The 20,987-nt window shown below is 45.7% G+C and carries 20 protein-coding genes; 3 read left to right on the top strand and 17 right to left on the bottom strand.

Translation table 11 applies throughout. From position 1 onward, the window contains the following. Positions 1-55 precede the first annotated feature (55 nt). A complete protein-coding gene (locus tag HFD99_RS18325) occupies positions 56-526 on the top strand; it encodes a DUF5665 domain-containing protein (protein ID WP_017425948.1) in 471 nt (156 codons plus the stop codon). A 114-nt stretch (positions 527-640) separates the two neighbouring features. Here HFD99_RS18325 and HFD99_RS18330 read toward each other — a convergent pair whose 3' ends face one another. The 11 genes from HFD99_RS18330 to HFD99_RS18380 all read right to left on the bottom strand — a co-directional run bounded on the left by HFD99_RS18330 (position 641) and on the right by HFD99_RS18380 (position 12,683). Beyond that, entirely contained in the window at positions 641-1,600 is a 960-nt protein-coding gene (locus HFD99_RS18330; protein ID WP_016820277.1) for a magnesium transporter CorA family protein, read from the bottom strand. A gap of 118 nt (positions 1,601-1,718) precedes the next feature. Then, a complete protein-coding gene (locus HFD99_RS18335; protein ID WP_013373041.1) occupies positions 1,719-2,492 on the bottom strand; it encodes a sigma-70 family RNA polymerase sigma factor in 774 nt (257 codons plus the stop codon). After that, a complete protein-coding gene (gene rsbW / locus HFD99_RS18340) occupies positions 2,489-2,941 on the bottom strand; it encodes an anti-sigma B factor RsbW (protein ID WP_016820278.1) in 453 nt (150 codons plus the stop codon). The genes HFD99_RS18335 and rsbW overlap by 4 nt, the downstream gene beginning before the upstream one ends. An 18-nt stretch (positions 2,942-2,959) precedes the next feature. Further along, positions 2,960-3,298, bottom strand: a complete 339-nt coding sequence (locus HFD99_RS18345; RefSeq protein WP_013373043.1) for an STAS domain-containing protein — start codon at positions 3,296-3,298, stop codon at positions 2,960-2,962. 100 nt (positions 3,299-3,398) lie between these two features. Then, a complete protein-coding gene (locus HFD99_RS18350; protein ID WP_123797655.1) occupies positions 3,399-5,069 on the bottom strand; it encodes a response regulator in 1,671 nt (556 codons plus the stop codon). A gap of 19 nt (positions 5,070-5,088) precedes the next feature. After that, positions 5,089-5,958: a CheR family methyltransferase gene (locus tag HFD99_RS18355; protein ID WP_016820280.1), complete on the bottom strand. Its 870-nt coding sequence runs from the start codon at positions 5,956-5,958 to the stop codon at positions 5,089-5,091. Between the two features lie 80 nt (positions 5,959-6,038). Continuing rightward, a complete protein-coding gene (locus HFD99_RS18360) occupies positions 6,039-9,755 on the bottom strand; it encodes a response regulator (protein WP_123797656.1) in 3,717 nt (1,238 codons plus the stop codon). After that, the gene (locus HFD99_RS18365; RefSeq protein ID WP_016820282.1) at positions 9,739-10,920 is read right to left on the bottom strand and encodes a PP2C family protein-serine/threonine phosphatase; all 1,182 of its coding nucleotides are present in this window, start codon (positions 10,918-10,920) and stop codon (positions 9,739-9,741) included. Before HFD99_RS18365 ends, HFD99_RS18360 begins: the two co-directional genes overlap by 17 nt. A gap of 234 nt (positions 10,921-11,154) precedes the next feature. Then, entirely contained in the window at positions 11,155-11,496 is a 342-nt protein-coding gene (locus HFD99_RS18370; RefSeq protein ID WP_013373048.1) for a general stress protein, read from the bottom strand. Between the two features lie 96 nt (positions 11,497-11,592). After that, positions 11,593-12,111 carry a hypothetical protein gene (locus tag HFD99_RS18375; RefSeq protein WP_016820284.1) on the bottom strand — a complete coding sequence of 173 codons (519 nt, stop codon included), beginning with the start codon at positions 12,109-12,111 and terminating at the stop codon, positions 11,593-11,595. Between the two features lie 50 nt (positions 12,112-12,161). Beyond that, on the bottom strand, positions 12,162-12,683 hold the full coding sequence (locus tag HFD99_RS18380) for a DUF948 domain-containing protein (RefSeq protein WP_016820285.1): 522 nt from the start codon (positions 12,681-12,683) through the stop codon (positions 12,162-12,164). A 261-nt stretch (positions 12,684-12,944) separates the two neighbouring features. Between HFD99_RS18380 and HFD99_RS18385 the strand changes: the two genes are divergently transcribed. Beyond that, a complete protein-coding gene (locus HFD99_RS18385) occupies positions 12,945-13,112 on the top strand; it encodes a DUF1328 domain-containing protein (RefSeq protein WP_013373051.1) in 168 nt (55 codons plus the stop codon). A 129-nt stretch (positions 13,113-13,241) separates the two neighbouring features. On the opposite strand, the gene HFD99_RS18390 is transcribed toward HFD99_RS18385, so the two are convergent. Beyond that, positions 13,242-14,429, bottom strand: a complete 1,188-nt coding sequence (locus HFD99_RS18390) for a C40 family peptidase (RefSeq protein WP_025365829.1) — start codon at positions 14,427-14,429, stop codon at positions 13,242-13,244. Between the two features lie 188 nt (positions 14,430-14,617). Further along, the gene (locus HFD99_RS18395) at positions 14,618-15,487 is read right to left on the bottom strand and encodes a cation diffusion facilitator family transporter (RefSeq protein ID WP_025365830.1); all 870 of its coding nucleotides are present in this window, start codon (positions 15,485-15,487) and stop codon (positions 14,618-14,620) included. 509 nt (positions 15,488-15,996) lie between these two features. On the opposite strand from HFD99_RS18395, the gene HFD99_RS18400 reads away from it, so the two are divergent. Further along, positions 15,997-16,182, top strand: coding sequence for a hypothetical protein (locus HFD99_RS18400; RefSeq protein WP_016820288.1), 186 nt, complete (start codon positions 15,997-15,999; stop codon positions 16,180-16,182). Between the two features lie 181 nt (positions 16,183-16,363). Here the strand turns inward: HFD99_RS18400 and HFD99_RS18405 are convergent, their stop codons facing one another. From HFD99_RS18405 to isdE, 4 genes are all read right to left on the bottom strand, one after another. Continuing rightward, positions 16,364-17,992, bottom strand: coding sequence for an ABC-F family ATP-binding cassette domain-containing protein (locus tag HFD99_RS18405; protein ID WP_016820289.1), 1,629 nt, complete (start codon positions 17,990-17,992; stop codon positions 16,364-16,366). A 214-nt stretch (positions 17,993-18,206) separates the two neighbouring features. After that, entirely contained in the window at positions 18,207-19,040 is an 834-nt protein-coding gene (locus HFD99_RS18410) for an ABC transporter ATP-binding protein (RefSeq protein ID WP_025365831.1), read from the bottom strand. After that, positions 19,030-20,013 (bottom strand): FecCD family ABC transporter permease, encoded by a 984-nt coding sequence (locus HFD99_RS18415; RefSeq protein ID WP_025365832.1) that lies wholly within the window; start codon positions 20,011-20,013, stop codon positions 19,030-19,032. Before HFD99_RS18415 ends, HFD99_RS18410 begins: the two co-directional genes overlap by 11 nt. Before the next feature lie 14 nt (positions 20,014-20,027). Next, complete coding sequence (isdE, locus tag HFD99_RS18420; RefSeq protein WP_025365833.1) at positions 20,028-20,987, bottom strand: heme ABC transporter substrate-binding protein IsdE; 960 nt, start codon at positions 20,985-20,987, stop codon at positions 20,028-20,030.

Here is a 20,987-nt window from a genome sequence, read left to right on the forward strand (position 1 = left end):
ACTGAACAGCCAGCATGCAAGAAGCTGGCTGTTTTTAAATGATAGAAAGGCTGGGATGACAATGAACAAACCAAGCTCCTATGGAGATGATCTTGCTCGGAACAACAAGAGAACCTTTCACCCCCTACAGACACAAGATCAACCAGACAAGGTTTCATCCAAGCAGACCTCACCTACTCATGTTAAAAAGCATGATCATGAAAGAGATTTTGATGTGGATGAACATCCTTTTGAGCTACGCCATGAGGTCAAGCGGCTTAACAAACGTCTAGATCAAATCGCAGATACATTAGAAAAAGCAGAATTCAAAGATATTATAGAGAACTACTCCAGTACGAAAAGAAGAATTATTAGTAATCTGACGGCTGGGATTTCAAGGGGTCTTGGCCTTACACTGGGTACAGTGGTCGTACTCGCCTTACTCGCTTGGTTGCTTAGCTTCCTGGTGCAGTTAAATCTTCCAGTCATCGGAGATTTTATCGCCGAGTTGTTAGGATATATCAAAATGAGCCAAGGTACTAAGTGATTGTCTTCTATCTCATATAAAAACGATCCATCTAACCGGTAATGAGCTCCTAAAATGCCCCCGGTTGTGATGGATCGTTTTTTGAATGCACATTGTAACTGCCGTAAGCAGCCGCTACAATTTGTTACGCTTGTTTGTTTTTAATAAATCTCCTGTCCATCCCTTCATCATCAGCCAGCCGTACATCCCCGCCATACTTAACAGAGTAGCCATAATCACGAAGGTAAAACCCCAGCCTGTTTTGATCCAAGGCAGATTTTCAAAGTTCATGCCCCAGATAGCGCCCACTACAGTGGCCGGCGTAAATACAGCGGTCACGATCGTGAGTGTCTTCGTAATCTCATTGCCCCTAAATGCGGAAATGGCGTCATCAATGGAGATTAGTGTGTCGATTTCCTTCTCATAATGGCGGAATAGTCCCTCCATCCGAGTGACACGGTACAGTAACTGCTTAAAAAAGCGATTTTCCTCCAGCTTATCCAGATAGGCTTCGCGGGAAGCCGTGACCAGCTCTGAAAAAGGGATGAACATATTGCTCCAATACAACAGCTCGAAACGCGCATTCAATATAGAATCCATCAGCGTACGTGCGTTCCTTTTCTCCATGTCCTCTTCCAGTCTTCTCAGGTTGATCTCAAACTTATCCATTCCCGTATGAAAATAATGAAGCACAGCTCTCGCCAATACGAACATGCCATCAGCCGCATCCTCACACTGTTGCAGCATGGTTTGGCGTTCTGGGGTATGCATAATTTCGCGGGTATTTTGGTCCAAATTTAAGGTCACTAGCTTCTGGTTTAGAACTAGAAAATAAAACTTGTTGCAATTGCGCTGACTGTCGATCTCCTCTTGAACGGAGTAGATCAACGATCCGCACATCAACGGCTGATTACCATCTGGAAAGCGTACAGAAATAAAGCTGGATGGAATGTCCTCTACCTTATCCAGCCACTCTGCGGCCTCTGGGAGCTTCTCCTTCAAGTGCTGTATGACCGAATCCTGCCAGTCCGCAGCACAGATGTCCCACCATTCCCATCCTCCACGAAAGGTAGAAATCTGTTCAAATGCTGTCATGGATTCCATCCTTTCTTTGTTTTTTCCGCTTTATAAAAAGGACACGCTTCCCTAATTGGAATAACGTGTCCTTACGATGGGACGTCAAATATTATAAGCCATGAATTCAGCGATCTTGTCATGAAATAGAGGAATTAGACATAATCTGCTTCAACTTTTCTGTTGCCCGCTTCTGAATACGGGAAACGCTCATCTGCGATACGCCCAACGTCTGCGCAATCGCACGTTGAGATTGACCATCCTGAAATGCCAGAAGAAGCACTTTCTGTTCCTGCTCTTTCAGTTGGCTTAAGGCCTGCTGAAGATCCATCCGTTTTTCCACCGTGTCAAAATCGTTAGCATCTGAACTAATAAGCTCACCTAACGTAGCTGCACTCTCTTCCTGGGACAATGGCGAGTCCAGTGAAACATAGTGGTAGCATTCGCGACCTGCAAGCACCTCGATCGTTTCCTCAACGGTAAGGTCCAAATACTCCGCAATCTCGTTCACATTGGGTGAGCGTTCTAATTTGACGGTCAGCTCATCAATCGCATGTTGAACAAGCGCTCCCTTTTCCTTGATACGGCGAGGGACCTGTATGTACCAGGATTTATCGCGTAAATAATTCTTCATATGTCCCAGCATACTTTTCATAGCGTACGGCTCAAATGGGATACCCAAGCTGATATCGTATTGCTGGAGCAGACGTATCAAAGCCATCTGACCGGTCTGATATAAATCCTCGTATAAGTCCGGGCGGTTACGGGATATCTTCCCGGCAGCCATCTTGACCATAGGCTCATACTTGCGGATCAGCACGGTAGCAATTTCGTTATCTTTGGTTTGCTGGTACTCCCAGATTAGACCAACGGCTTCATCCATCGACTCCGGGGGAGTTACCTTTTCATTCATACTCTTTCCTCACTTCTGGTCAGACGCTTTACCAACACCACTTCGGTACCTTTTCCTGTCTCATTCAAGATTTGAACATCGTCCATAAGCGCCTGCATGAGATAAAAGCCTAATCCGCCGATTTGCGCATCATTTAACTCCTTGTCATGCAAGGATGCGATACGAGACGGGTCCTCCACACGTTCAAAGCTCTCCCCTTCATCTTTGACACGAATGGACAACGAAGCTTCGTCAAATTCGAATGTTACTTCCACGACTCCTCCCTCATGACCATATGCATAAAGGACAGAGTTATTACAGGCTTCCGATACAGCCACTTTCATGTCTTCGATATCTTCATAAGAGAATCCCATTTTAGCGGCAATACCATATAAATTTAATCTTACAATATCAACAAAGTCAGCTGTGGCCGGCAAATTAAGAACTACTTTTTGAATTTGAGCATTCATTTCTTTTTCTTTCCTTTCCTATTGGGAATTCTCCTGGGGGGCAAAGAATTTGGCAATACCGGTCATATCAAACAGTTTTTGAATCTGAGGCGGTACCTCTTGAACCGTAAACCGGGACTCCATCCCATGCCTTGCTTTTAAAATGGATAGCAAAATACCAATGCCTGTGCTGTCAATGTATTTAAGGTCTCTCAAGTTAACAATCAAATCCTGGCTGGATTCCCCCACTAAAGGCTCCATGACCAGACGGAAATCAGGTGCTACCGAAAGGTCTAATTCTCCACTCAGATAAACGGTATTTACACCATCAGCTGTTTCTGTGATCGCATTGAACTTCTCATTTTTATTTGTATTCATAGGCCTACTCTCCCAAAAAAAGATTTCCCTACATACTAACCCAATATACGAGCGTTTGAATCACGTTATAACTTTTTATACACCTGTCAAATAACACCAGCTAAGCTTCATTGATTCGATCTTTACCTGGCTGCATTGGAAAATGGTCTGGAGAATGCCGGAGCAACGCCTGTTTTACACTGCTGATTTTAACGGGCTTACTAATGTAATCGTTCATTCCAGCCTCAATACATCGGGGCTGAATTCCCTCCATGACGTTAGCCGTCATAGCGATAATCGCAGGTTGAGATCTCCCCGCCAACTGTTCACGTACTCTACCCGTACACTCCAGGCCGTCCATTACAGGCATCTGCAAGTCCATAAAGATATAGTCGTAATCCTGATTCGCAGTGACCATATCAAGCGCCTGTTGCCCATCTGCTGCCACGTCTGAAGCCAAGCCAAGCTTATCCAGTATATTGACCATCAGCTTCTGGTTGATGGGATGGTCATCCACAACCAGTACAGGTCTACGGGTTGGGGGCTCCTGTTGTGGAATTTCCCAATCGTGGCTGGACTCCCCCTCCAGTTCATTTTCCTTGGCAAAGCCAAGCTTCATTGTAAAATGAAACGTCACACCCTGTTCTCCACTCGTATCCACACGGATATCTCCGCCCATCATATTCACTAAGGTTTTGCAAATAGCGAGTCCTAGACCTGTTCCACCATATTTGCGTGTCATTGAAGAATCCAGTTGGGAAAAAGGGTGAAATAGCCTTCCAACCTTGGCAGGATCAATACCAATCCCTGTATCCTTTACAGAAAACTCAACCGTAAGCCCATTGTCGATACGCTCTTTAACCGATGCGAAGACATATACCCCGCCTTGGTCTGTAAATTTGACAGCATTGGAAACCAAGTTAATCAGTACTTGGCGCAACCTTCCCATATCACCATATAACACGGGAGGCAGCTGTTCATCAAGAAAATAAACCAGTTCCAAATTCTTGCGGTTCACCTCTACCGTAAACAGGCTGAAAACTTCCTTGATACAGGAAACCAAATCAAATGGATATTCCTCAACCTCCATTTTGCCTGACTCCAGCTTGGTAAAGTCCAGAATATCATTAATGACCGCGACCAGCGCGTCTGCACTGCGGCGGATGATATCGGCATATTCCTGTTGATCGTTTTGCAGCTCTGTCTCCATCAGCAGATCAATCATACCAATGACACCGTTCATAGGTGTGCGAATCTCATGGCTCATCATTGCCAAAAATTCGGTTTTGGCATTGGCAGCAATCTCTGCCGCCTCCTTGGCGGCAATCAGTTCGCTGTTCATCTTTTCCAGCTCCTGTGTCTTCTGATGAAGCAGCATGGACTGTGTTTTCAAGCGCTTGTTTGTCAGATACATTTGTACAAAGCCTTCAATTTTGGACTTGAGAATTTGAGGGATGAACGGCTTCACCATATAATCAATACCGCCCGCTGAATATCCCGCAAACAAATGCTCCGCTTCCTTGCTGTTAGCTGAAATGAAGATAATCGGAATATCCTTCGTCTTCTCTCTGGCCTTGATTAGCTTGGCGGTCTCAATTCCATCCATACCCGGCATTTGCACATCGAGGACAACGAGTGCAAATTCATCTTTTAATAGACATCGCAACGCTTCTTCCCCTGATGTGGCCTTTACCAGATTATATTGTTCACTCTCCAGCACTGCCTCAAGAGCGAGCAGGTTCTCAGGTCTGTCATCTACCAGCAATATATGAATCGGTTCATGAAGCCCCATGGAATCCTCCTAAGCATCTCTATTTAATCTTCCGGTATATTTTTTCTACCCGGTCCAGCGGCTCGTAGGAATCACTATAATCGGTGAAATGTATGGATTCCTTGGCCCCAAGCACTAACACACCAAAATGACTCAAGCTATCATAAAACAACCCATGTACATGGTTGCGAAGTTCATCGTTGAAGTAGATCATAACATTCCGGCAAAAAATCACATTGAACTCGTTAAAAGACCGGTCTGTCGCTAAATTGTGCTCAGCAAAAATGATATTTTTTCGTAAAAAGGGATGAAACATCACCGAATCATACTTAGCTGTATAATATTCAGAGAACGATTGTGTGCCCCCAGATTCCAAATAATTTTTGGTATACAGCTTCATTCGGTCGATCCCATATACGCCCTCTTTCGCTTGCTGTAAAGACAGGTTATTCATATCTGTTGCATAAATACGGGCCTTGTCATATAAGCCTTCCTCATGCAGCAAGATTGCCATAGAGTATACTTCCTCACCTGTGGAGCAACCTGCATGCCAGATTCGGATATACGGATACGTTCGTAAAATAGGAATAATTTTTTGCCTAAAAATTAGAAACAGCTCCGGATCGCGAAACATCTCGGTCACCGGAATAGAAAGACTCTGTACCAGTCTATCGAAGGCACTGCGATCATGCAGCACCTTCTCCTGAAGTCCTGATATCGTACTTACATTCTCGGACTGCGCATGATAATAAATACGCCGCTTGATCGAAGGCAGAGCGTAATTACGAAAATCGTAGCCGTACAGCCGATGTATACCTTCCAGCAACAGCTCAATCTCAATCATTTCCCGCTCATTGTCATTCGATTTCACTTCATTAGCAGCATTATCCGCCATATCCTTCGATGTCATAATCTCTCTCCAATTCCTAAATAGGTTTTGCCTGCACCGCTCTCAATCATGTGTCGTTTTATATTACCCATTTTTTTGGGTTACGAATACAACCACACTCGCATTAATGATAAAAGCTGTTCGGTTTGAATCGGTTTTTTTACATAATCGGAAGCGCCTGCCTCAATACACTTGGAACGATCATCTTTCATCGCCTTGGCTGTCAGGGCAATAATAGGCAACTTCTCGAATTGTGGCATTAACCGGATACGTCGCATCGCTTCATATCCATCCATTTCCGGCATCATCATATCCATCAGCACCAGATCAAAATCAGGTGTCTGTTCGAGCATTTCCAGTGCTTCCCTTCCATTTTCAGCAAAGGTAACCTCCATACGATAGCTTTCCAGCACACTGGACAGAGCAAATACATTACGAATATCATCGTCTACCAACAATATTTTTTTGCCTTCAAACAGCTCTTCCTTGTTATAAAGCTTCTGCAAAATTTTACGTTTGTCCTCAGGAAGATTTGCCTCCACCCGATGCAAGAACAATGTAGTCTCATCCAAAAGTCGTTCCGGTGATTTGACATCCTTAATAATAATGGACTCTGCATATTTTCGAAGTTGTGTTTCTTCCTTACTATCCAGATCTTTGCCTGTATAAATAATGATCGGCAGATCGGTGAGCTGCTCATTTTCCCGAATGCGGTCCAGCAATTCAAAGCCTGTCATGTCACTCAACATCAGATCCAGTACCATGCAGTCATACCGCTGGGTGGCCAGCTCGTTTAGTGCTTCTTTACCTGTCGATACCGCCGTAATGGCCACATCATCATGGTCGATGAGCTCAATAATGGATTTGCGTTGATTATCGTCATCCTCAACCACAAGGAGGCGTTTTACCATTTGGTCCGTATACGACTTTATATGTGAAAATGCCTTATCCAGACTCTCCTTCGAGGAAGGCTTTTTGAGATAAGCAATTGCGCCCATCATCAAGCCCTGTTTCACATCATCTATGACTGAGATAACATGTACTGGAATATGACGTGTCGACGAATTGCCTTTCAGCTCGCCCAAAATGGACCAGCCATCCATCACAGGTAACTGAATATCTAATATAATGGCGTCGGGCAAATAGGAATGAGCCATGTTCAGCCCATCGTCTCCTTTGAGAGCAATCAACGCCTTAAAGCCCCGACTACGGGCCATGTCGTACAAAATATTAGCAAAATTAATATCATCCTCAATAATCAGCAGCACTTTATCCTGCGGGGTAATCTCGTTTCGGTCGTCACCCGGATGTATGTCCTCCGCTCCGCTCTTCGCAGGTATCTGATACACAGGTAAGCGTTCAGCTGGCATAATCATTGGAAGATCTGTTTCCGCTGAAGCAGCGGCGCCTTCAAAAGCCGGAGGCACATCTGCACTGTTAAGCGCCTCTCTCGAATGAGAATCCATATTCTTTTCGGTAGGCGTTTGTTCCGGCAAATACAGTGTAAAGCAACTGCCCTGTCCCTGCTCGGATTCGACTGTAATGGCACCGCCCAACAATTTGGAAAGCTCACGGCTGATCGACAGCCCCAGCCCTGTTCCCCCGTATTTTCGGCTAGTCGTACCGTCTACCTGCTGGAAGGCTTCGAAGATCAGATCTGTCTTATCTGAAGCAATCCCGATGCCGGTATCACGCACAGATAGAGCCAGATAGGATTTTCGTGGATTTAGCATACCCGGAAGCTGCTCTCCATTTGCCCGAGATACCTTGAAACTTATAGAACCTTCCGTGGTGAACTTGAACGCATTGGACAGTAAGTTACGTAAAATTTGTTTGAGACGATAACCGTCACTTATAATAGCATCTGGCAAATTCTCGTCGATTTCGGTATGCAGTTGAAGCTCTCGTTTGGCTGCGACTGGAGCAAAATTCTGTTCTACAAACAGCTCCAGTTCCTTCAAATGGACCGTTTCATGGTTAATATCCATTTTTCCAGCATCCACTTTGGATAAATCCAGAATTTCATCAATCATTTTCAACAAATCCGCGCCCGACATATAGATGGTTTGTGCATATTCAACTTGTTTGGGCTTGAGATTGCCTTCCTTGTTCTCAGACAGCAGCTGAGAAAGAATAAGCAAGCTATTTAGCGGAGTACGCAATTCATGCGACATATTGGCCAAAAACTCGGATTTATATTTGCTTGTGATCCCAAGCTGCATCGCCTGTTGCTCCAACTGGGCTCGTGCACGTTCGATCTCATCGTTCTTTTCTTCCACTTCTCGAACCTGTTCTTCCAGTGCTCTCGTTTTAGCAATCAGTTCAGTATTAAAATGCTCCAATTCTTCCTGTTGACGCTGTAATAATTCCTCGGAACGCTTAAGCTCCTCTGTTTGCTGCTCCAAATTCTCGTTAGAACGCTTGAGCTCTTCTTGCTGAGTTTGCAACTCTTCGGACTGGCATTGCAATTCCTCGGTAAGTGCTTGTGATTCGCGCAACAGTTGCTCAACCCGCATCCGTCCCTTGATATTGTTCAAAATGATTCCCAAACTCTCCACTAACTGAGCAAACAGCTTCGTTTCCAGATCACTGAAGCGGTCCAGTGACGCTATTTCCACGGCACCAATGCATTCATCATCGAACATAATAGGGAAAATCATAATTCCAACTGGCTTACTTTCTCCTAAGGCGGAGCCAATGGACAAGTATCCTTCAGGTGCCTCTGTGATCAAGATTGGCTTACGATCCAGAACACACTGTCCAAGCAAACCTTCGCCCACCTGGATAGCGTCTCTGATCGAGCCTTCGCCAGTCACCTTTGCATAGGAGCCGTATAACTTGAACCGATTGTCTTCTACCTCTTTTCCTTGCAGGTAGATGGCTCCATAACTGCCCCCCAAAATGGGTGTAAACTCACTAATGAACATCTGAGCAACCTGCTCCAGTGAATTCACACCGCGAAACAGCTCAGTCAATCGAGCAGTATTGGCATTAAGCCAAGTTTGGTCCTTCTGCGTTTGAAGGACGGAATGCTCGAATTTCCTTTTTTCATCCAGGTCTCCAGCCAATTGTTGAAACACACGAGCAACCTCTCCGATTTCATCTTTGGAGGCCACACTCATCCGGCTGATAGCCCTGTACTTTCCCTTGCCAAAACCGTTCATCATGAGGTTAACGGTATTTAGACCTTTGGCAATGCTAGGAAGCACCCACAAAATAACCAGCAAGCCCATCATCAGACCGGCCGCCATCAGGATTGTGGTAATCTGCACAGATTCCTCATAAGCCTGATTGGCCTGCTTCATATCGTTATCAATTTCCCGGTCTTGGAAAACAGCTAGGGTATTAATGCTGTCCATTGCCTCCTCTTGAGCAGGCAGACCCGTGCTATTACGGAAAGCATTAGCTTCCTCAATACGATCTTGCTCCAATAAGGAAACGAGTCTCTCTTCATAGTTTAGATAATCTTTCCAGGCGACAGCCACCCGGTCAATCTGCTGTTGCTCTTCACTCGTACCGGAATCCGTTTGCAGACTAGCCAGCACTTTTGTTCCAGTAGCAGAAATATCATCCATCTCGCGCTTGGCCTCGCTGACAGAGGAGCCTGGATTCAAGATCAGATTGGCCATGACTTTAGCCATATCGTTCACCTGTCCGCGTATAGCCGTTGTTTTCCGGACCTTCACATATCGTTCTTGGTAAACCTGGTTCAGCTGTTCATTCAAGCTCCCCATCCGGTCATAGCTGATTAGCGTCAGCACAAGGAGGATCGCCATAAGCGATCCAAAGCCAATCAGCAGTTTATTTCTGATTTTCATGCAAGCTCTCTCCCTCTTTCAATGAAATCCAGATCAGGCACTTATCATCATCGCGATCCTGCGGCCCCTCGTTACGAAAAAACGCATCCAGCATCGCTTCTTCATTCCATTCCTCATACTTGCGCAGACAGGCAGTCAGATACTCCAATTGTTCCTCATATTCACCTTCTACCGTCTCCAGCAAGCCATCTGTATACAAAGCGATATGCCCAGTTCCTTCGTAATAAATCGTGTGCATCTCTGCATCAATTTTATCAAACAATCCGACCGGACTACACGCACGGTCTAATTTGGTTATGCTACCGTCCTGATTGAACAGCAAGCCGGGAGGATGCCCTGCATTTACATAGTCAATTCGCCGTGAACGAGTATCAATCACCATATAAATCGCCGTAAAATAATACTGTACCAGCTGCTTGCCCAGGTCCAGTTGATTAAAACGACGATTCAGCTCTTGTATGACCTTCTCCGGCTCCACATACGTGGTCACCGTATCCTTGAGTACAGACGCAATGAACATGCAAAACAAAGAAGAAGAAATGCCATGCCCCATCATATCGAGCAAAATGATGGCATATCTCCCTTCTCCTAGCGGATACCATGAATATAAATCTCCCGCCAGTTCAAAGGAAGGCTGGTACAGTGCATTCGCTTGCAGCATAGGGTCCTGAATGGCAGGACTTAGCACCGCCTGCTGTACCATCGCAGCCAGTTTCAATTCATCCTGAATTCGCTGATCCCGGTCCTTATGCCAGTCTTTTTCCTGCTTAAGACGCAAGGCAGATCGAATTCGCGCCATTAGCTCTACCTTGTTGATCGGCTTTGTGACATAATCGACGGCTCCCACATCCAGAGCTTCGGCCAATTTTTTAGAATCGCCTACAGCGGTGACCATAATAATCGGAATATCTTTTAAATGTTCATATTCCTGTACAATACTGCAAGCTTCAATGCCATCCATTTCAGGCATCATCATATCGAGCAGCACCAAATCAATATCCGAAGGACGGGGGCGAAGACTAATGGTACGGTCGCCGATTCCCAGATGCTCCAGCATTTCTGCGGCCGAGCTGGCAGAGATCACATCGCGATAATTTTCTTTTTTTAGTATTTCACGAATAATAATGACATTCGTTGGATTATCATCAACAATTAGAATTCTCATTGCTCTCTCCTTATCTGTAACCCATGTATTATACTATACCTGCTTATGGGGCAACACCCTTGTTAATTAGAAATAGCGTTTCCGTAAGCAGGCATTCCAAAAACATAGATAAGGAATGAGGCTAAAACCCCATTCCTTATCTATGTTTTTGGAGGACCCGCAAAACACTTGGGCTGCGGCCAACATCCTCTTTTTCAAATCTAAGTTTGCTTAATCCTATGATGAGCTGGAAAATCACGCTTTTTTCGCAATAACCAGCACTTTACCCTGATCCAATTCTTTTTCATAAAAATCTGCTTCCGTATCGGTAAAACCTAAGGAAGTGATTTTAGCACGAAGCTCATCGCCACGAGAACGGAACAAATTCGCTAAGGAGTCAAAAACGCCCTCTTCTTTAATCCCGATTTCCTTGGCAGCTACCGTATCTGCGATACGATCCGTCCGATCCTGATCATGAGCGAGCACGAACACATCCTCATAACGATAGCCCGTGTTACGCAACTCATTCACAGCTTCAACGGCTTGTACACCGTTCTCTACCACCTTGGCATAAGATTTATGATTGGTCTGATTCATGTTTCTCACGCTCCTTTAAGGATTGACTTCTCTGACTATTACACTTCATTCATCCATTTGAAACTTCCATATGATGTCACGCCTCGAAAAAATCGATTACCACTCCGTTTCATCAAAAAACTCAACATACTTTGGCTTGTCAGACGTCTTATCCGTAAATACTTTGATCGCCCGCTGCCCGCGCACATACACCTCTCCGTCTTCTGCCGTAAATTGCGAGCCGCCTAGCTCTTGATCCAGCGTTTTCCGTTGCAGTGGCAGCCACTTATCATTCACTTTGATTCGACCGGCAGCAGGATCTACATGCACATAGGAGACGACGTCCTCACGCATACCTACGGTGACATCCGGGTATTGATATTCTGTAGAAAGCAGCAGCTTATCCTTCTTAATTCGAAGTGGCTTGCCCAGTTTTTTCAATACATCCGCACGAGTATCATCCAGAGATATGCCATTTAAGGTATGAAAATCAGTTGGCACAGCATGTGGATCAGTTATCGTCTGAACAGCCCTTACCATATGCCCCGCTGTCTGCGGGGAGACGGTTTGCTGAACCGTATCCTGTCCGGAAAAGGGAGTGAGCAAACCAGCGGCTAGTAATAATGTCTTCATCATAATTCTCACCCTTTCAATGAATTTCCTATAGTTTACGGTTCAGCACTATACTACTGACGCATTTTCTGCCACACCCCAGCAGCGATGTCTACATAACCCAGCCAGTTCTTAGCCGGCTTGCCCGCAGGTTCCCCATAAGTGGCATTGTAGCTCTGAACCGTCCGCTCTGTTGCAGTCAAAGGTCTGTTCGATCCCGTTGACTTGATCGCCTTCTCCGTTCCGGAAGTGCTGCTCGCAGTGCTACGTGACTTCTGAAGGCGTGTCATTAACGCTGTTGAAGCCTGCTTGGCGGCCAGCGTCACTTCGCTGAGTACCTCCCCCAGGTTTTTAACCGACTCCATCACAGGTTCCACTTGCTTCAATTTATGATCAACGTCTGCGGTGATGTCATTTGCATGTCGAACCGTTTGTTTTACTTCATAACTTAGTTCATCGACTGTCTTTTGTACTTCCTGCAAGGTTTGAGTTACCTTATCTAGAGAACCTTGAGCTGCTTTCAATGTCTTAATAAGGTAAATAACGAGTACGGCAAATGCGATAGCAATAATAAAAATGCTGACCTGTGTTAACATAGCGTAACCTCTCTTTCGTCTTTCACGATGATGTTTATGATTACTGCATAGTTACCCTCTACATTCGGACACGAAACAACGTCCAGACTGGTATCTTCTTGTGCTCCAAAGGTTATGATTCACGGGCCCTCGCACCGTTTAAAACAACGTATAATGATGGCACAGCCACACTTAATCTGTAGAAGTCACCATCATCTGCTACCACGCTCTATCGGGGCGCGAGTATGCCACATTATATACAATCAAAGGAGGATACAGAACATGCTGAAATGGTCGGCTTTATTCTTAGTTTTTGCTGTGATCGCCGGGATTTTAGGTTTTTTTGGTATCGTCGTCTCCGTAGCAGCTACAATAGCCAAAATGTTATTTGTGCTATTTTTGGTCTTATTCGTTATTTCACTTTTTACCGGAAGAAAACGAGCTTCATAGACGTTGGATGATAGCTACACCCAAACGTGATATGTATCATATGCTTATCAAAAAAGGATGTTCCCACCCTGGTCAACAGAGATGTGGAACATCCTTTTTTGATGCAGCTTTTAACAGTGAACGGCGTTTTTATTGGATCACGCTGCCCCCAAACAGGAAACGATCCTGCCAAGGCTTGCTGAAATCCGTAACTTTTACACCACCGGCCGCTACAGAAAACGTATGGAGAAGCTTGTTGTCTCCCAAGTATACAGCTACATGCGTAATCGTTTGGGAGGAATTATCCAAGGACGTGTACGCCCCGGAAGATGCATTATAATTTGTAAAAAAGAGCAGATCGCCACGCTTCAGTGTAGTCATATCTGTATTCGGCTGACTGTTCTGCTTGATCCACTCACCCTGTGAACGAGAATCTGCCGGGAGCTGGATCCCTACAGCCTGACGGAAAATTTGGCGAGTAAATGCCGAGCAATCAAAAGTAGCCGTACTGTTGCGATCAGAACCATATTCATAAGGTGTTCCAAGGTAAGTCATACCTGTGTCAATAACCTGTTCGATTGCAGCCGCTGCATCACCAGAAGGCAAGCTAACCGTCGAAGCAGGAGACGCTACCGCAGGTAGAGCAGTAGTATCTGAAGCGGGTGCAGCCGAAGATGCCACAGGCTGCTGCACAACAACCCCCTCACCAATACGAATATATTGTGGAGATGAGCTGACATAGCCTACTGTACCATCAGCAGTGGTGATCTTAAACCAATACGCGTTACTGGAATCGGTAATCGTAACGACATCCCCTGTATTCATATAGCCCAGAACCTCGGAAGAAGTGGATGCCTCCGCCCGCAAACGAACGGACGTTTGAATCGTAGCTTTCGTTTGACCGGCAGAACTATTCACTGAAGCCGGAGCCTCTTTAGTTGAAACATTTTTAACTGAAGCTGAAACAGTTTTAGCTGACTCTGAGGCTTCCGTTTTACGGCTGGCAGACGGGGTGACAGCAGCAGCGACGCTGGTAGCGCCAACTTTTATGTACTTGTCGGAGCTGCTTGTGTAGCCGGTTACTCCATCAGAGGTCTTGATCTTATACCAATAGCTATTCGTTTTCTCCAATACCGTTACGGCCTCTCCCTGCTTCATAAAGCTGACTACATCGCCCGTAGTCGAAGGATCGGATCTAAGCTTTACAGCCGCCTGAATAACCGCCTTCTGTCCTGTGGATGCTGTCGATGCCGCTGCGTCAACCTGACCCGGCGCCACATGAATTGCTGCCAACAGCGCGGCTGACGTCATGAGCATTCCCATCACGCGTCTTCTCAATGTTGCACCTCCTGGCTGTTTTTACGAATTTGAAGAGCATAATTCCGACGAATATAGCCGGACATGCCTTCATTATAGTAAAAGCAGCAGGAAGAGAGATATAATCCAAACGTCACAAAAGATAGCGTGTACACCTTTTTTCATATAGGTCTAAAGTCACTTTTAACACTAATTATTTAATAATTAATCTATAATTTAGGTTCTACATGGACATGAACGTGCATCGTATTATGAACCTCTTGTAGACGTTCCTCAACCCGGTCGCTGATCCGATGTCCTTCAATCAGACTGAGTTGCGGATTCACCTCAATGACCACATCCACCAGCGCATGGTTACCGTGTACCCGTGCTTTAACGTCTCGAATTCCCTCTACTCCAGGTATAAGAGCAATCGTACTCCGTAAGTCGTTCAGTTCTTGCTCATCAAATCCATCAGTCAAGCTATGTGTGGAATCCCTAAAAATCTCCCACGCCGTTTTACAAATAATGAATCCTACCACGATCGCCGCCACAGTATCCAACCACGGCAGCCCGAACTGTGCGCCAATAATGCCCACTGCTGCTCCAACACTGACGAGTGCATCTGATAGATTATCCTTGGCCGCTGCCAGCAACGCCTTGTTGTTGATTTGCCGAGCCAGCCTGTTATTGTACAGGTACACCCCGAACATAATCACTGCGCAAATCACAGCCACACCCGCTGAGGTAATATCCGGTATTTGCTTTCCTCCCTTGAAAATGCTTCCGATTCCATCAATCAGCACCTGCAAACCAACGACAGCCATAATAAAGGACGCCAGCAGCGCCGCAATCGTTTCGGCCCGAAAATGTCCATAGGCATGGTCGGAATCTGGTGGTTTTTGCGAAATTCTCAGACCAATTAATACAGCAACCGACACCACAATATCGGTGACATTGTTGAATCCATCAGCCAGCAACGCGCTAGAGGCAAATATATATCCGCTAATCAGCTTAAAAGCGGACAGCAAAAGATAAGCAGCAATGCTTACCCACGCCCCTCGCTCACCTTTTCGTATTTCATCATAGACATTTACCACAACGGAGGACACTCCTTCAAATAGATAGTTCGCAGCGTAAAGATCTGCCTAGAAATAAAAATAGCAGCATAGCTGCCCTTACACTCCCTCTTAAACAAGCAGCACAACTGCCCTTACACTACCCCTCAAACAAGCAGCATAGCTGCCCTTACACTACCCCTCAAACAAGCAGCACAGCTGCCTTAAAAATAACAATTTGCCTGTGGTTAACTGTTATTTTCAGGATAACAGACGAACTTTGTGTGGGTCTAGAGAAACAGTCTTTCCACTCTACATCGCTGTAGGAACAATGAAAAAGTATTGCCAGGCCCCATCCCTGTAGGTTACACAAAACAATTTTTCCTTCATGCAAAAAACAGACATTTCTCCTCTTACCTCACTCCAGCGATGTGTTATCATTGTTGCCCTTGTCCCTTCTTTTAAAAACGTATAAAATGAGGACACAGCCGCGTTTTTCTTCAATCCAGCATGATTGACATGAATCTGGCGGCAACAGGAGGAATTTATTCATGAGCGATGCTAAGGAACCACGTAAAATTAATCTCGCAGATGCCATTCGCGAAAAGCTGGCACAAAAAAAACAGCAGTCCGGCGCTTCACAGCAGGGCGGCTTTCAAGGCGGTTCCACCAAAACACTGAAAAGCCAAAATACGAAGAAGCCGAACAACCAACGCCGTCGTACAGGCGGATCATAAGCCACTCCATTGACTTTATAGGGTACCGAGATCAGGCGGGATCTATCTTGACTCACTCTCGGAACCAAGTAAGCTAAGGGTCATGGCACAAAACGAAAAAAGAGGAGTCTCCCGGCCAAGGCAATGGCCTGATGGAGCTCCTCTTTCGTTTATCTATTTGCTGAAATTAGCGGTTCGGATGTTAGCCGATTTCTACCGGATACATGCGTTCACGCAATTGAGCGATTTCTTCATTTTCCAAGTATTCATCATAGCTCATCGTACGGTCGATTACGCCGTTTGGTGTAATTTCCACGATGCGATTGGCGATGGTTTGAATGAACTGATGGTCATGAGAAGTGAACAAAATAGTCCCGTCAAAATCGATCAGACCATTGTTCAGCGCTGTGATAGATTCCAAGTCCAAGTGGTTGGTCGGTTCTTCCAGAAGCAGTACGTTAGCACCGTTCAGCATCATTTTTGCCAGCATACATCGAACCTTTTCTCCCCCGGACAGCACACTTGCTTTCTTAAGCGCTTCTTCGCCTGAGAAAAGCATACGTCCCAAGAAGCCGCGCAGGAACGTTTCATCCTGATCCTTGGAATATTGACGCAACCAGTCCACCAGATTCAGATCCACACCTTCAAAATAAGTGGAGTTATCTTTCGGGAAATACGCTTGGCTCGTTGTAATCCCCCAGGAAAATTCACCGTTATCCGCTTCCAGTTCGTTCATCAAGATCTGGAAGAGCGTTGTTTTAGGGAGACCGTTCGGACCTACAAACGCAATTTTATCGCCTTTGTTCACGACCAGACTGAACTCGTTCAGTACTTGCTCGCCTTCCACGGTTTTACTGAGACTATCTACAGTCAGCAATTGTTTGCCCGCTTCACGCTCAGGCTTGAAGTTAATGAACGGATATTTACGGTTCGATGGACGGATGTCATCCAGCGTAATTTTATCCAGTTGCTTTTTACGTGAAGTTGCCTGTTTGGACTTGGAAGCATTCGCAGAAAAGCGCTGAATAAAGGCTTGCAGTTCTTTGATTTTTTCTTCCTTTTTCTTGTTCGCATCGCGAGCCAGTGTAAGTGCAAGCTGGCTGGACTCGTACCAGAAGTCATAGTTTCCGACATACATCTGGATTTTACCAAAATCAATATCCGCAATATGCGTACATACCTTGTTCAGGAAGTGACGATCATGGGATACAACAATGACAGTGCCTTCATAGTCCATCAGGAAGTTCTCCAGCCACTGAATGGATTCGAGATCCAAATGGTTGGTAGGCTCATCAAGCAGCAAATTGTTCGGACGACCAAACAACGCTTGTGCCAACAGAACGCGCACTTTGTCATTGCCGCTCATTTCAGCCATTTTTTTGTCATGAAGATCACGCGGAATCCCCAGACCGATCAACAATGCAGCCGCATCCGGCTCGGCATCCCAACCGTTCAGCTCTGCAAATTCGCCTTCCAATTCACCAGCACGTAAACCGTCTGCTTCGGAAAACTCCGCTTTGGCGTACAGTGCATCCTTTTCCTTCATGATTTCATACAGACGCGTATGACCCATAATAACGGTTTCCAGAACCGGAAATTCATCGTATTCATAATGGTTCTGCTTGAGGACAGCCATCCGTTCGCCCGGTGTCATGTGAACCTCACCTGAATTGGCTTCAATTTCACCGGAAAGAATTTTCAAAAAGGTGGATTTACCCGCGCCATTCGCCCCAATCAGGCCATAGCAGTTCCCAGGAGTAAATTTGATATTTACGTCTTCAAAAAGTGGGCGTTTACCATAACGAAGCGTTACGCCGCTTGTACTGATCATATAAGCATACCATCCTTATCATTAGTAAAGTGCTAAACACAAAATTACCGACGGCAATAGTATAACACACAAAAGATCGGATTCGAACCGTAGTCTAAGCAGAACTGCCCCTGAATCTCATCCAATATCTTATAAATAAAATAAAAAAATGCTTCTGTCCTCACGATTGTCACCTGACAAACACCTGGATCAGAACCATTTTTATGTTTTAAATTCAATGAGATAACTCAAGGACAGATACCTTACACTCTCTCTGTGCGTGTAAATGTTCGGAATCTCCGACGCCAATCGGAATAAGATACATGCCCGCCTCCTCGTCCTGTCTTATGACTACCTTCACACCATAGACTGCCTGAATCAGTTCGGATGTAACGACCTCTATAGGCGAACCATTCGCTATTATGCGTCCTTCTTTCATAGCGATCATCACATCACTATACCGAATAGCCTGATTAATATCATGCAGCACCATCACGATGGTCAGTCCGTGCTCCTGATTGAGCTGCCGAATAAGCTCCAAAATCTCAAGCTGGTAATACATATCCAGATAGGTGGTCGGCTCATCTAAAAATAAAATCGGCGTTCGCTGTGCCAAGGCCATTGCAATCCACACACGCTGCCGTTCTCCTCCTGAGAGCTGATCCAGTGTATGTGTCCTGCGTTCCTCCAGATTGGTGCAGGCTATAGCCCATTCGACTGCTTCCTCGTCCTCGTCCCGGCTGGATGTGAACATGCTCTTATGAGGCAGTCTTCCGAAGCTGACGAGTTTTTCTACTGTCAGGTCAGAGGGCGCTTCGTTCTGCTGATGAACTACCGCCAATTGACGGGCCAGTTCCTTGGGCTTGTAGTGGGCTATCTCCTTGCCATCCAGAACCACCTGGCCCTTGCGAGGAACGGCATTGTTGGACATCACACTGAGCAGTGTCGATTTGCCGCATCCATTGGGCCCAATAATCGTAGTAATTCGTCCCCGTTCAATAACAGCATTGATCGCATGTAGACGATCTGTTTTCCGATCATAGGAGAAGGTTATATTTTTAATGTCCATAGGTGCGATCCGCCTTTCTGATCAGGAATATCAGGAATGGTCCGCCAATGACTGCCATAATAATAGAGGCCGGAATTTCATTGGGAGCAAGCACCGTTCGCCCCAGCGTATCCGCAAGCAACAGCAGCAAACCGCCGCATAAGGCAGAAAACGGAATCAGCCACTTATGATCCGAGCCAACCAGATAGCGGGCACAATGCGGAACGAGCAGGCCGATAAAAGCAATTACTCCTGCTATAGCTGTAGCCGTTGCTGCAAGCAGCACTGCTATCACAGAAATTAAAAGTCGTGCACGTGTCACGTTAAGGCCCAAATTTTTAGCCGTTTTATCTTGAAGGGACAAGAAATTACACCAAGAGAAGACGAGCATGGCCAAAATTAAACCAATTCCGCCATAAGTCACAATCACCTCGACATCTACCCATTTTTTCATAGACAAGGTTGAGGTGGTGACCTGATTAATGCTGGTGACCGCATAACTGCCCCGATAGTTAAACGACTGACCTAGGCCGGAAAAGATGGCGTTTACTGCCACCCCAATCAAAATAAGTCGAATAGGATGCAAGCCAGATTTCCATGAAAATCCATAGACCATTAGGCAGGCCAACGCACCGCCAATAAATGAAAAGAACGGCATCCAGAAATAAAGCGCCGGAAAGAGGGTCACCGCGATCAGCGAGACCAAAGCCGCTCCCGAAGAAATGCCGATCACCCCGGAATCTGCCAGCGGGTTTTTCATGACGGCTTGCAGCAAAACGCCCGCCACTGCAAGGGCTGCACCCGCCATCACAGCTACGATAATTCTCGGTAGTCTAAGATCCTTGACCACATTCACCTGATCATCTGTGCCTGTCCACAATCCGGTCACCAACTGACTCAAATTCACCTTGAGGCTGCCTGTCATCGCTGAGTACAGCATGACACCGACAAGTAAGACAATTACAACAATCAGGCTCCATAACTTTTTGGACATGTCATCAGCTTCCTTTAATTCGAAGGATACAGCATTTTCATCAGCTCATCCAGCGCAGAGCTTGCCGCTAAATTCCCTGTGGTGCCAAACAACGGTTCAGGCAAATCATAAACATGCCCTTTTTTCACAGCGTTGAAATGCTTCCAGATATCGTTAGTTTTGAACTCTTCATCGAACATTTTTACAACCTCATCCGGCATCCCGTGTGCAGCACGCAAAATGATATCAGGATTGGATTGCTGCAAGGCTTCGGTATTGTGGGCTATGAACTCCACCTTCTCGCCCTGAACCACATTTGTTCCGCCTGCAATTTTAACCAGATCCCCAATGTAGGAATGTTCGGTAGCCACCAGATAGCTTCCCGGAACACCCAGTAGAATTAGTACTTTAGGAGACTTCTTGCCTTTAATTTTTTGCTGAATCTCAGTAACTTTGGCATCCAAGGCCCCATTAATCTCTTTCGCCTTTTCAGCTTTATCAAATCGGTCTCCCAGCTTTTGAATTTCCTTTTGCATATTCGCAAGGCTTTCAAAATTCAAAAACTCAGCATTAATGTTCAGATCCTTAAACTTAGGCTCCAAATCATATTTGAGTGTGGTCACCGAAAGCACATCTGTAGGTTTCAAGGACATTACTTTTTCCATATCAGGACTCATCGGATTTCCCACATCAGGGACATCCTTGTAACGATCAGGCAATACTTTGGTGCTTGTCGGCTTGCCAGCCAAATCCAAGCCCAGCGCATCTGTAATTTCAGAAATAGCTACTGTAGTCGCCACAATACGTGGAGTTGCTGTTTTATCATCAGACGACTTTCCGCTTGCATTTGATGCTGCCGTTGAAGTCGAACCATCGCTATGATCCTGTCCAGCCTGTGCTCCCCCGGAGCATCCGGCCAGCAATAAGATCATGATGCCGATTAACATATAGAAACCAAACGCTTTCCTTTGAGCCAAAGCTGCATACTGTTTCAT

It is taken from the genome of Paenibacillus sp. EKM301P (genome assembly GCF_011800295.1).
GTDB classification, from domain to species: Bacteria; Bacillota; Bacilli; order Paenibacillales; family Paenibacillaceae; genus Paenibacillus; species Paenibacillus polymyxa.

Coding starts and splice junctions, on each gene's coding strand:
- HFD99_RS18410 (WP_025365831.1), bottom strand. CDS start 19,040: ATGGACATTAAAAATATAACCTTCTCCTATGATCGGAAAACAGATCGT.
- HFD99_RS18415 (WP_025365832.1), bottom strand. CDS start 20,013: ATGTCCAAAAAGTTATGGAGCCTGATTGTTGTAATTGTCTTACTTGTC.
- HFD99_RS18360 (WP_123797656.1), bottom strand. CDS start 9,755: ATGAAAATCAGAAATAAACTGCTGATTGGCTTTGGATCGCTTATGGCG.
- isdE (WP_025365833.1), bottom strand. CDS start 20,987: ATGAAACAGTATGCAGCTTTGGCTCAAAGGAAAGCGTTTGGTTTCTAT.
- HFD99_RS18355 (WP_016820280.1), bottom strand. CDS start 5,958: ATGACATCGAAGGATATGGCGGATAATGCTGCTAATGAAGTGAAATCG.
- rsbW (WP_016820278.1), bottom strand. CDS start 2,941: ATGAATGCTCAAATTCAAAAAGTAGTTCTTAATTTGCCGGCCACAGCT.
- HFD99_RS18350 (WP_123797655.1), bottom strand. CDS start 5,069: ATGGGGCTTCATGAACCGATTCATATATTGCTGGTAGATGACAGACCT.
- HFD99_RS18400 (WP_016820288.1), top strand. CDS start 15,997: ATGAGCGATGCTAAGGAACCACGTAAAATTAATCTCGCAGATGCCATT.
- HFD99_RS18385 (WP_013373051.1), top strand. CDS start 12,945: ATGCTGAAATGGTCGGCTTTATTCTTAGTTTTTGCTGTGATCGCCGGG.
- HFD99_RS18405 (WP_016820289.1), bottom strand. CDS start 17,992: ATGATCAGTACAAGCGGCGTAACGCTTCGTTATGGTAAACGCCCACTT.
- HFD99_RS18330 (WP_016820277.1), bottom strand. CDS start 1,600: ATGACAGCATTTGAACAGATTTCTACCTTTCGTGGAGGATGGGAATGG.
- HFD99_RS18335 (WP_013373041.1), bottom strand. CDS start 2,492: ATGAATGAAAAGGTAACTCCCCCGGAGTCGATGGATGAAGCCGTTGGT.
- HFD99_RS18375 (WP_016820284.1), bottom strand. CDS start 12,111: ATGATGAAGACATTATTACTAGCCGCTGGTTTGCTCACTCCCTTTTCC.
- HFD99_RS18370 (WP_013373048.1), bottom strand. CDS start 11,496: ATGAATCAGACCAATCATAAATCTTATGCCAAGGTGGTAGAGAACGGT.
- HFD99_RS18365 (WP_016820282.1), bottom strand. CDS start 10,920: ATGAGAATTCTAATTGTTGATGATAATCCAACGAATGTCATTATTATT.
- HFD99_RS18345 (WP_013373043.1), bottom strand. CDS start 3,298: ATGAATACAAATAAAAATGAGAAGTTCAATGCGATCACAGAAACAGCT.
- HFD99_RS18325 (WP_017425948.1), top strand. CDS start 56: ATGACAATGAACAAACCAAGCTCCTATGGAGATGATCTTGCTCGGAAC.
- HFD99_RS18380 (WP_016820285.1), bottom strand. CDS start 12,683: ATGTTAACACAGGTCAGCATTTTTATTATTGCTATCGCATTTGCCGTA.